The sequence below is a fragment of the Gemmobacter sp. 24YEA27 genome (genome assembly GCF_030052995.1).
Lineage (GTDB): Bacteria > Pseudomonadota > Alphaproteobacteria > Rhodobacterales > Rhodobacteraceae > Pseudogemmobacter.
The window spans coordinates 357,749-369,262 of sequence record NZ_JASJPW010000002.1; the positions used below are offsets into that span (position 1 = coordinate 357,749).

9 protein-coding genes and 1 pseudogene are annotated in these 11,514 nt (G+C 62.3%); 8 read left to right on the forward strand and 2 right to left on the reverse strand.

The window, feature by feature from the left end; all coding sequences use genetic code 11:
* Positions 1 to 8: 8 nt before the first annotated feature.
* From QNO18_RS19280 to glpD, 8 genes and pseudogenes are all read left to right on the forward strand, one after another.
* The gene (locus QNO18_RS19280) at positions 9 to 1,556 is read left to right on the forward strand and encodes an FGGY family carbohydrate kinase (RefSeq protein ID WP_283179153.1); all 1,548 of its coding nucleotides are present in this window, start codon (positions 9 to 11) and stop codon (positions 1,554 to 1,556) included.
* A 2-nt stretch (positions 1,557 to 1,558) separates the two neighbouring features.
* The gene (locus QNO18_RS19285; RefSeq protein ID WP_283179154.1) at positions 1,559 to 3,052 is read left to right on the forward strand and encodes a sugar ABC transporter ATP-binding protein; all 1,494 of its coding nucleotides are present in this window, start codon (positions 1,559 to 1,561) and stop codon (positions 3,050 to 3,052) included.
* A gap of 121 nt (positions 3,053 to 3,173) precedes the next feature.
* On the forward strand, positions 3,174 to 4,163 hold the full coding sequence (locus QNO18_RS19290; RefSeq protein ID WP_092903036.1) for a fatty acid desaturase: 990 nt from the start codon (positions 3,174 to 3,176) through the stop codon (positions 4,161 to 4,163).
* Positions 4,160 to 5,395, forward strand: coding sequence for an FAD-dependent oxidoreductase (locus tag QNO18_RS19295; protein WP_283179155.1), 1,236 nt, complete (start codon positions 4,160 to 4,162; stop codon positions 5,393 to 5,395). Before QNO18_RS19290 ends, QNO18_RS19295 begins: the two co-directional genes overlap by 4 nt.
* A gap of 33 nt (positions 5,396 to 5,428) precedes the next feature.
* Positions 5,429 to 6,534, forward strand: a pseudogene (locus tag QNO18_RS19300) (alcohol dehydrogenase catalytic domain-containing protein).
* Positions 6,535 to 6,537: 3 nt separating this feature from the next.
* Positions 6,538 to 7,392: an alpha/beta hydrolase gene (locus QNO18_RS19305; protein WP_283179156.1), complete on the forward strand. Its 855-nt coding sequence runs from the start codon at positions 6,538 to 6,540 to the stop codon at positions 7,390 to 7,392.
* Positions 7,371 to 8,345, forward strand: a complete 975-nt coding sequence (locus QNO18_RS19310) for a LysR substrate-binding domain-containing protein (RefSeq protein ID WP_283179157.1) — start codon at positions 7,371 to 7,373, stop codon at positions 8,343 to 8,345. The genes QNO18_RS19305 and QNO18_RS19310 overlap by 22 nt, the downstream gene beginning before the upstream one ends.
* Before the next feature lie 3 nt (positions 8,346 to 8,348).
* A complete protein-coding gene (glpD, locus tag QNO18_RS19315; RefSeq protein WP_283179158.1) occupies positions 8,349 to 9,914 on the forward strand; it encodes a glycerol-3-phosphate dehydrogenase in 1,566 nt (521 codons plus the stop codon).
* A gap of 285 nt (positions 9,915 to 10,199) precedes the next feature.
* Here the strand turns inward: glpD and QNO18_RS19320 are convergent, their stop codons facing one another.
* Positions 10,200 to 10,760 carry a TetR family transcriptional regulator gene (locus QNO18_RS19320; RefSeq protein WP_283179159.1) on the reverse strand — a complete coding sequence of 187 codons (561 nt, stop codon included), beginning with the start codon at positions 10,758 to 10,760 and terminating at the stop codon, positions 10,200 to 10,202.
* A gap of 16 nt (positions 10,761 to 10,776) precedes the next feature.
* Positions 10,777 to 11,313, reverse strand: coding sequence for a dihydrofolate reductase family protein (locus tag QNO18_RS19325; RefSeq protein WP_283179160.1), 537 nt, complete (start codon positions 11,311 to 11,313; stop codon positions 10,777 to 10,779).
* Positions 11,314 to 11,514 lie beyond the last annotated feature (201 nt).

Sequence of the window (11,514 nt, forward strand, 5' to 3'; positions counted from 1 at the left end):
AGACAGTAATGAACGGACATCTGACGCTTGGCGTCGATATCGGCACGACCAATGTCAAAGCATCCATCCTTGACACCCAGAGCGGCAGGATCGTCGCTTTCGGCTCACAGGAACATCCGCTTTTTCACCCGCGTCCGGGCTGGGCCGAGCAGGAGGCCGATAATTACTGGTCGGCTGTGGTCTCGGCGATCCGGCAATGTCTGGAACAGGGAAATTTCGCAGACCGGATCGCGGGGGTCGCGATCTCGGGTCTGGTTGGCGTCACCCTGCCCGTGAATGACAAGGGCCAGCCACTGCGCCCGGCGATGATCTGGATGGACAGCCGGTCAGAGGCCGAATGCGACGACATCCGCCGCCGCGTGGGCGAAAGCGAGATCAACCGTATCAACGGCAATCGCGTGGCGCCCTGGTTCATCGACCCCAAGGCGCTGTGGATGGCGAAACATGAGCCGCATATCTTTGCGGCCACGCATAAATTCCTCTCGCCATCGGGCTATTGCACCTTCCGCATGTCGGGCGCCTTTACCATGAACACAGGCGATGCGGGTCTCTGCTATGCCTATGAATATCAGAAAGCCGCCTGGAACGCCAAAGCCGCCGAGGCGATCGGCATTCCGATCGAAAAGCTGCCCCGTCTCTATCAGAGCCATGAGGTGGTCGGCGAAGTGACGCGCCGCGCTGCCGAGGAAACCGGTTTGCGGGCGGGCACCCCGGTCGCGGCGGGCGGCACCGATATCAGCTCTGCGGCGCTCGGGGTCGGGGTCACGCGGCCCGGTCAGGCCTTTTATTCGATGGGGACCGGATCGAACCTCGGGGTCATCATTCCGACCGAGCAGCGCCTTGATGAATTCCGCGTCCTGAAATGGCCGCATGTGCTGCCGGGGCTGACGATGTTCGATGCGCCGATGGCCTTTACCGGCGCCTCGCTGAAATGGTTCCGCGATCAGTGGGGCGACAGTGAATGGCAGCTGGCCGAGCGGATGGGCGAGAATGTCTTCGACCTCTTTACCGCCCAGGCCCGCCATGTGCCGCCCGGCGCGAACGGGCTTTTGTATCTGCCCTATCTGGGCAATTCGCTTGCCCCGAACTGGAACAGCAATGCGACCGGCGTCTTCTTCGGTGTGCGTCCGACCACCGGCCGCGCCGATATGATCCGCGCCCTGATCGAGGGTGTGGCCTTTGATCTGCTGTCGAACTTCCGCATCGCCACCGAAGCCGGGGCCGAGATCGACACGCTGGTGCTGAATGGCGGCCCGACCAAAAGCCGGTTCTGGAACCAGATCACCGCCAATGTGGTGAACCGCCCGCTGCAGGTGCCGGATATCGGCGAGGCCGCGCCCGTAGGCGATGCGGTTCTGGCAGCGGTTGCTGCCGGGATCTACCCCGATCCGGTCACGCCGCTCGCCGATATCGTCCGCATCCGCGAGACCATCGACCCCGACCCCGCCGCCCATGAACGCTATTTGGAGTTCTTCTCGATCTGGCAGGAGGTGTACCAGAACCTGCGCCCGACCATGGACCGCCATCGCGGCCTCATGGAACGGCTGGAGGGCTGAGCATGGATATGTCTGCGCCCTTGCTGGAACTGCGCGGGATCGGCAAGTCCTTTCCCGGCGTGCGTGCGCTCCATGATGTCAGCCTTGATCTGCAGGCGGGCGAGGTCCATGCGCTGCTTGGCGAGAACGGCGCAGGCAAATCGACACTGCTCTCCTGCATGAACGGGTTGTTGCGCCCGGATGAGGGCAAGATCCTGATCGCAGGCCGCGAGGTGCAGTTCGCGCGCCCTGCGGCCGCGATTGCGGCGCGGCTGGCTATGGTTCACCAGGAGCTGGTGCTGTGCGGCAATCTGAGCGTGGCGCAGAATATTTGGCTGGGCCGTGAGATCCGGCGGGCCGGCGGCAGGATCGACCGCGCCGCTACCCGGGACCGCACCCGCGAGCTGCTGGCCATGGTCGGACTGGATCTGGATCCGGACTGCATCCTGGGCACTCTGGGCCTGGCCGAACAGCAGATCGTCGAAATCTGCAAGGCGCTGGCCAGCGATCCGCGCATCATCGTGCTGGATGAACCAACCGCCTCTCTGGATGACGACCAGGTGCAGCGCCTGCTTGGGGTGGTGCGCCGCCTCAGAGATCGCGGGCTGGGCATCATCTATGTCTCGCATCGTCTGAACGAGGTGCTGGAGCTTGCCGACCGCATGACCGTGCTGCGCGACGGGCGTCATGTCGTCACCCGTGACCTGAACGGTATGACCGAAGAGGGGATCGTCTCTTACATGGTTGGCACCAACCGCGCGGGTGACGGGTTCGCCTGGTCAGCCCGACCGATCGGCGCCCCGGTGCTGGAGGTCGAGCGCGCCGTAACACGCGGCAGGCTGAAAGATGTCTCATTGCGGGTCCATGCCGGCGAAATCGTCGGGGTCGCGGGGCTTCTGGGCTGCCACCGCGAGGAACTGGCCCAGGCGATTTTCGGCACTGTGCCGTTGCAAAGCGGGGCGATCCGCATTGACGGCAACAGCCCCCGCCTCACCTCGCCTATGGCGGCGATCCGGGCGGGCGTGGCCTATATGCCGGCGGACCGCAAGGAACAGGGGCTCGTCCTGGGCATGTCGGTCGGCGAGAATATCACCATGACCGAACTTGACCGCCTGTCGCGGCTCGGCCTGATCCGGCGCAGTGCGGCGCGACGGATGAGCCTTGATCTGATGCGCCGTCTTGGCATCCGCGCCAGCGGACCGGGTCAGCGCGCGGGGCAGCTTTCGGGCGGCAATCAGCAAAAGATCGTCATCGCGAAATGGATGACGAAGCCCGGCCGCGTGGTGATCGCCGAAGATCCCACGCGCGGTGTCGATATTGGCGCGAAAAGTGAGATCTGGGGCGCCCTGCGCAGCCTTGCCGAAGAGGGGCGCGGGCTGCTGGTTATGACAACCGAGCTGCAGGAAATGATGCAGGTCTGCGACCGTATTGTTGTGATGAGCCGCGGCCGCATCACCGGCGAATTCACCCGCGATGCCTTTGATGTGGAACGGATCACGGCCTGCTTCTTCTCGTGAAACATGCCGGGCAGATGCCCGGTCGGGGTGAAAGCAATAACCCCATGCAGAACATGAATTTAACGCCTGAAAGCCGGCCCTGTAGCCTGACAGAGGCTTAGTCTGAGAGGAGGATTCTCGAATGGATGGAAACGGCTCTGCCAGCTATGCTGGCATTGGCGGGATCGGCAGCAATGTCTGGCCGCTCACTGGCGCGGAAATGATTTCGCGCAGCAAACTCAAAGAGTTGCGGGCACGCAGCAATGGGCCTGGACTGGTCAACCTTGCGGTGCATATCTCGGCGCTGGCGGTAACCGGTTTTCTGGTCTGGCTGGCCTCGGGCAATCTCTGGCTGCAGATCCCGGCCATGGTGCTTTACGGCACGATTATCGTGCTGACTTTTGCGCCACTGCATGAATGTTCGCATGGCACGGCCTTCAGATCGCGCTGGCTGAACTACCTCGTCGGCATCGCCATTGCGACGGCGACGCTCAGGCCCTTCCTTTACTTCAAATACCGCCATGCCGCGCATCACACCTATACGCAGCATGATGATCTCGACCCAGATATCGTGCCCTTCCCCACCTCGCTGCGCGAGTATTTCCGTCTGGTACTGGGCGCGTCTTTCTGGCCGAAACTGCTGGGCACTTTGTGGCGCGGCGCGACCGGGCGCTATAATGAGGAAGAGAAAAGCTTCCTGCCCGAAAGCGTGCGCGGCCGTGTTTCGCTGGAAATCCGGCTTGATGTTCTGCTTTACATCACGATTGCTGCGGCCTCGGTCTATTACGGCAGCATGATTGCGCTGACCTACTGGCTGATCCCGCGCTTTCTGGGCGAGCCCGTTCTGCGCGCCATCCGCATGGCCGAACATACCGGTGCCGAGGAAAGCCCGGACCTGCTGGCAAATACCCGCACCACGCTGGCCAATCCGATCTTCCGCAAGCTCTACTGGAACATGCCCTTCCATGCCGAACATCACCTGGCATCCTCGGTCCCGTTCCATGCGCTTGGCCAGTTGCATGACCATGTGCAGCCGCATCTGAAACATGTCAGCCGCGGCTATATCCAGGTCCATCGCGAGATCCTGGCCGAAGTGCTGCGCCTTCAGCGCGAGAAAAGGCAAGCACGATGAGCATGGATGCGGGCCGGATTGCCGGAACTGCCAGAATTGTCGTCATCGGGTCCGGCCATTCGGCCGGGCGGCTGATCGGACAGCTGAAATCTCTGGGGCACAGGGGTCAGATGGTGCTGGTCGGCGAAGAGGCCCATCCGCCCTATGAGCGGCCCTGGCTCTCGAAATCGATGCTGACCGAGCCGGTGGAACCAGCGCTGCCCTCTATTCTGCCTGATCTGGAGGGCGTGGAGTTCCGCCCTTTGCGTCAGGCGGTCGCGATTGACCGCAATGCGGGGCGGGTGCGGCTGGAGGATGGCAGCGACGAGGCCTATGACATTCTCGTCCTCGCCACCGGTCTGGCCCCACGCAGGCTGGCCCTGTTTGACGGAATGGAAGACCGTGTGCTCTGCCTGCACAAACTGGACGAGGCGCGCGCATTGCGTGCCCGTCTGCGCCAGGAAACCGGCGCGGGCAGTGTCGCGCTGATCGGGGCAGGCTTTATCGGACTGGAAGTGGCCTCATCCGCCCGTCAGCTGGGCTGCGCCGTCGATATCATCGAAAAGGCACCCCTGCCGCTGATGCGCGCCCTGCCAGAGGCCCTTGGCCGACAGATCGCCACCTTGCATGAGGCAGAGGGTTCACGCCTGCATCTCGGGACCGGGGTGGCTGACGTCGCAGCAGAGGGCGACGGCGTCCGGCTGAGTCTGGAGAATGGCAGCCATATCTCGGCAAAAACCGTTGTTCTGGGCATGGGCGGCACACCGCGTGACACGCTGGCCCGGGAGGCAGGGCTTGATCTTGCCGACGGGATCCTGACCGACGCGGCTGGCCGCAGCTCTGACCCGCAGATCTTCGCAATCGGCGATGTTGCCCGCCAGCGCTCCGGCACGGCAGAAATGGCCGGCATCAGGCTGGAATCCTGGCGCAACGCCGAAGACAGCGCCATTGCCGCCGCCGCTGCTATCCTTGATGCGCCCCCGCCCCCGCCCCCGGGCGCACCGTCTTTCTGGACCGAGCAACTGGGTCAGCGCATCCAGTTCATCGGGCAGCCGGTCGCAGATGGCGAGCTCTGGCAGTCGGGTGAGGCCTTCCGCCCCGGCTATGGGGCCTTTCTCATGCGCGACGATTGCCTGCATCAGGCGGTTTTCGTCAATGCCCCCAAGGTCATGCGCGCCGCCCGCGAGGCCTTTCGCCGGGATGGCAGAATTGCCGCCGACACCCTCTCTGCGCTTGGTTTCCGGCGCATCTGATCCCTTCCAGTTCTTTACGGAGACGCAAAGATGATCCGTTCATCCGCAGCGATTTGCACTGCGGCGGGCCGCCCGCTGGAGATTGCCGAAGTCATGGTCGCCCCGCCCCGCGCTGGCGAGGTTCTGGTCGAGATCGACTATACCGGCCTCTGCCATACCGATCTGACTGCGCTTGAAGGCGCGAATGCCACGGCGGTCTATCCGCTGATCCCCGGCCATGAAGGCGCGGGACGGGTGGTGGAAACCGGCCCGGGCGTCACCGGGCTGAAGCCTGGCGACCATGTCATCCCGCTTTACGGGCCTGAATGCGGTGACTGCACCATGTGCCGGTCAGACCGCACCAATCTGTGCTGGACGATCAAACCCACCCGTGACCGCGGCGTGATGCCCGAGGGCAGCGCGCGCTTCAGCCGCGATGGTGAGGTCATCCACCATTTCATGGGCACCTCGACCTTCTCGCGTTATACGGTCGTGCCGGAAATCGCCCTGTGCCGGATCCGCCAGGATGCCCCCCTGAATGAGGTCTGCCTGTTCGGCTGCGGCGTCACCACGGGTGTCGGGGCCGCGCTGTCTGAGGTGCGGCCAGGCGACCGCGTTGCGGTTTTCGGGCTGGGCGGTATCGGCATTAATATCATTCAGGGCGCGCGTATCGCCGGCGCCAGCCAGATCATCGGCATCGACCTGTCCGACAGCAAGACCCCCTCGCCCAGAGCTATGGCATGACCCATTTCATCCGCCCGGACCCGGCTGGCCGCGACACGGTCACCGAGATCCGCGACCTGACCGGGGGCGGCGTCGACGTGGCGTTTGAATGTACCGGCGTGCTTTCCGTCATGCGCCAGGCCCTCGATGCGGCGGTGCCGGCCTGGGGCAAGGCGGTGCTTCTGGGGGTAGAGCCGCCCGGGTCTGCCCTTTCCGTGCCGCCGGTCCAGGTGCGTTACGGCAAATCGCTGCTGGGAAGCTATTTCGGCGGCATCAAAGGCCGGAGCGGGCTGGGCGCGCTGATCGACCGCTATATGGCGGGTGAGATCGACCTGAAAGGACAGATCACCCACCGGATGCCCCTCGCCCGGATCAATGAGGGGTTTGATCTGATGCGCGCCGGGGCATCCGTGCGCTCTGTCGTCAGTCTGGTCTGAACCATGGCACACGAAGATGAAGCGGATTGGGTGTTTCGTGACCGCCATCCCGAGCGCGGCGAGGTCTATGCCCGGATGGACAGCGAAAGCGAGCGGGCCTATGCGACGCTGAAAGTACAGCGCGGCCTGCACTATGGTGACCATCCGCGTGAAGCGCTCGACCTTTTTCCCGGCCAGCCGGGGGCGCCGCTGGTGGTCTTTTTTCATGGCGGGTACTGGCAGTCTCTTTCTCGCGAACGCTTTGCCTTTGTTGCAGACCCCCTGGTCCGCGCCGGATTCAATGTCGCCCTGCCCGGCTATCCATTGGCGCCAGAGGCTTCGCTGAGCGCAATTGTTGCCGCAGCCAGTATCGCAGTGAAAGCCGCCACAGAGGCCGCAACTGCGGCTGGCCTTGCCCCCTCGGGCTGGATCGCCGCAGGTCATTCTGCGGGGGCACATCTGGCACTGATGACCGCGCTTTCACCGCAATCTGTTCCCTTGCGTGGTGTGGTCGCCATCAGCCCGATCTGTGATCTTGATCCCTTGCGCGGCACCAGCCTCGACAACGCGCTGAAGCTGACCCGCCAGGATGTCCGGAGCCTGAGCCCTGCGCGGCTGCCGCTGCCATCCGCAAGGGTGCAGATGATTGTCGGGGCGGATGAAAGCGCAGGGTTCCGGGGTCAGACCTTCAGCCACACCGCCCGCATGGTGCAAGCCGGCCATGATTGTTCCTGTCGTGAGCTGCCCGGCCTCAATCACTACACGATTCCCCTTGAGATTCGTCGCCCTTACTCGTCGATCATGGCTGCAGTCATCGAGCTGACCGGAACACCGGCAGGCCAGGGAGGAACAGGACTATGCTTACAAGGGAACGTCTGAATTACATCAACTTCAACCAGCTGCGCTCTTTCTTTGCGGTGGGGCGCGAGCTGAGCTTCACCAAAGCGGCGGATCTGCTGTGCATCGGGCAGCCGACGGTCACCACCCAGGTGAAATCGCTTGAAGAGACATATGGCAGGCAGCTTTTCTTGCGAACCCCTTCCGGCGTCGAGCTGACGACAGAGGGCGATGCACTGATGCTGATCGCCCGCCAGATCTTTGCGCTGGAACAAAGAGCCCATGCATTGCTGACCAGCCGGCCCGAGATCGCCGGAAGACTGCATATCGGGACTGTGGGGCCGTTTTTCGTGATGAAGCTGCTGGCAGGCTACAGTGACAGGTTCCCGCTGGTCCATGTCACGCTGGAAAGCGGCAGCTCGGACCGGATTTACCGTAAGCTGATCGACTACAAGGTGGATGTTGCGATCCTCGGGCGCGATTACGCGGATCCCCGGCTTGATGATGTGGCTCTGGGCGAACATGAGGTCATGCTGCTGCTGCCGGTCGCGCATCCCTGGGCACAGCGGCAGAAGATCATGGTCGAAGAGCTCGACGGGGTGCGCATGATCTGGCGCGAAAGCGGCTCCATGACCCGGCGTGCCTTTGAGGGGATCCTCGAAAAGCGCAGTGTCCGGCCCTCGGTGGTTATGGAACTTGCGCGGGATTCCATGATCGAGGCCACCGCTGCCGGTCTGGGCATCGGGATTATTTCGCGCACCGAATTCGACAGCGATCCGCGGCTGGTGAGCCTGCCGCTCGCCGGAGAAAAGCCGGTGACCCATTCCTATGCCGCCTGCCTGAAAGAGCGCCGGTCGATCGGGTCGATCGATGCCTTCATGACCATGGCGCGCAGTGCCGCCGACACTGCGCAATCGGCACCGGCCGAGACCAATACAGACCGCCCGCAAGGCAATCTCGTCGACATCAGGCGGGCGAAGCAGAAAACAGGATGACAGATGGCGAAGCCGATAGCGGATATGTTGATTGTGGGCGGTGGTGTGAACGGCTGCGGCATCGCGCGGGACGCTGCGGGGCGTGGCCTGAAGGTTATCCTTTGCGAAAAGAACGATCTCGCTGAAGGCACGTCGTCGCGCTCGACCAAGCTGTTCCATGGTGGGCTTCGCTATCTGGAATATTTCGAATTCCGTCTCGTGCGCGAAGCCCTGCGCGAAAGGGAGACCCTGCTGGCGGCCATGCCCCATATCGCGCGGCCGATGCGCTTCGTCCTGCCCTTTCACCCGTCGATGCGGTTCGAGGGGGGCACGCCAGCGTCGCGTTTGCTGGGCCGGTTCATGCCATGGCTCAGGGATCGTCGCCCCGCCTTTGTGATACGACTGGGCCTTTTCCTCTATGACCATATGGGCGGGCGCAAGATCCTGCCACCGACCCGTCGGCTTAATCTGCGAAAGGATGAGGCGGGCGAGGCGCTGAACGGCGCGTTCCGGAAAGGATGGGAATATTCGGATGCGGCGGTCGATGATGCCCGGCTGGTCGTGCTGAATGCGCGCGATGCCCAAAGGCTGGGCGCGGACATCCGGACCCGCAGCGAGGTCGTCGCCGCAAGGCGTCAGGCCAATTTCTGGGAGGTCGATGTTATTGGCCCGAAAGGGCCGGAAACACTGCGCGCGCGGCTGGTTGTCAATGCCGCCGGGCCTTGGGTCGCCGGGATCAGTGCAAAACTGTCTCCGAGGTCCGAGCGCGGGGTGCGGCTGGTGCGCGGCAGCCATATCGTGGTGCCCCGCATCTTCGGCCATGACCGCGCCTATATCTTGCAGGGCCCTGACGGCCGCATCGTCTTTGCCATTCCCTATCATGAGGATTTCACGCTGATCGGCACGACGGATGTCGATCACCGAGGCTCGCCTGATCAGGTGGACTGCTCGGATGAAGAGGTCCGCTATCTGTGCGATTTTGTCAGCCGTTGTTTCGAAAAGCCGGTCCTGCCCTCGGATGTGGTCTGGCGTTATGCCGGGCTGCGGCCGCTGCTGGATGATGGTGCGGGTGACGCCCGATCCGCCACCCGGGACTATTCGCTCGACCTGGAACAGAATGACCGCGCCCCGCTGCTCACCGTTCTGGGCGGCAAGATTACCACCTATCGAAAGCTCTCCGAGGCTGCGGTCGATCTGATCGCGCCCCTCTTCACCAGCTGCAAGGCCGCCTGGACTGCCAGGGCGCCGCTGCCGGGTGGAGATTTCGACCCGCAAAAAGCGGGTGCCATGGCACAGGCCCTGACCCGGCGGCATCCGCAGCTTGCACCCGCCACTGCCCGAAGACTGATCCGGGCCTATGGCACCGAGGCCGGGGCGATAATGGAAAAGGGACCGGGCACCGATCTCGGGGGCGGCCTGCATGAGGCTGAACTGCGCTGGATGGTTGAGCATGAATTTGCCACGACACTTGATGATGTCATCTGGCGTCGAAGCAAACTCGGCCTGCGTGTCGCACCTGATGCGCGCCGCGAAATCCAGGCCTGCCTCGAGCGATTGATCCTGGAACAGAACCGGTGTCGCAGACAGTAGCCTCTGCCAGGTGATGACTGTCAAAACCTGCACATGTGTCTGATGACAGCGCGGCGCGGCCTGCGCCGTGCCCAGCATTTCAGGTCAGGCAACACCGCGCGGATCTGACCCAGATGGCCGATCTGGACTCTGATGATGGGTTGGGCGGGATAATTCCGCGACGGAGAACTTCTGCAACCCGCGTCGGCGTCACTCGAAACTGGGCTAGCTCAGCCCAATGGAGTTCAAAGCCAGCGCTATGCTAACTTGCCCTGCTGTCCACTAAACCGGTAGCAGGTCATAAAGTCAGAGCCCTCGGCGATCATTCAAAGGCGCCTGTGTGAGCCGAGTGATCAGGAAGCCGCTTGCCAGATCATAGCCTTCAAAAAGATCATCAACAGCCGCTGGGTTTGTGTGTGCCGTTGTCGCCAGAAGGTATCCGTGTGCGTGGTCAACGACAATATCGCGCATGATCCTGGCATCCCGGGCATTTTGCCCTTCTTCGATCAGTATTGCGACCATTCGATCTGACAGGCGTTCCGCTTCAGCACTTTTGGCATTCTGATCGCCTATATATGCGATGAAAACCTGTGGATTGCACATCACCAGGGCTCCGTATGAACGCGCAAGGGTCTGAAATGATACTTCTTCCTGGTTTGCCTCCAGCCTGTTGACGTGCTCACTCAGCACCAGATCGACGACAAGCCCCAGGAGGCGCGAGCGATCCCCTGTGTGCCGATAAAGCGCCATCGGACTTACTTCTAAAGCGCTTGCGAGCGTCCTGATGCTGAAAGAACTCGCGCCATGAGTTTCAATACTGGCCCGCGCGGCTTCAACAATCTTTGAGGAGGACAGCCGGCCCTTCATGTTCAATCCCTTATAATCACGAGCCAATCTGGTAATGCGACTGGACCAGCCCGGAAGCGAAGCTTTTGCTGTGCAAGTGCTTCAGTGCTTTCATGCCTGGAAGATCCCCGAAAAGCGGCAAACCGGCGCCAAGCAAAACTGGTACGCGGGTCAGAATGATGTCCTGGATCAGATCCTCGGCAAGGCACGACTGGATGAGTTTCCCACCATCGATATAAGCTTTCTTCCACCCCTCGGCGGCAAGCTTTTTCATCGCCTCGCGCGGGGGCATATTCCAGATGCGCACGCCGCTGCGCAACATATCCGGAACATCGTCCTGCGTCAGAGATCCGGACAGAACAATGACTGGTTTGTCGAACGGCCAGGGGTCAAAGCGCGATACCACTGCCCATGTCCCGCGTCCCATGATGATACCATCAATGCTGGCATAGAAGGCGCTGTAGCCGTGATCTTCACTTTCGGCACCATTCGGGGTCAGCCAGCTTACATCACCCTCACGAGTAGCAATAAAGCCATCCAGGCTTGCCGCAATGAAGACATGTCCCGTAACCATAGATTTCCCTCGGAGTATACGCCGTATACTTTCGCATCGACTTAAGCTTGTCAATGACCGCTGCTCTAATCGGCCTTTCGGACAGGCTGAGCGATGGGGAGGGCTCGCTTCATCGCTCACCGTTCAGGCTTTCTTTTGCCGGCCATGCACATAGGATCCGTGTCGCTCAACCGGGCCCCTTCTCTTTGCAATCTGACCTGG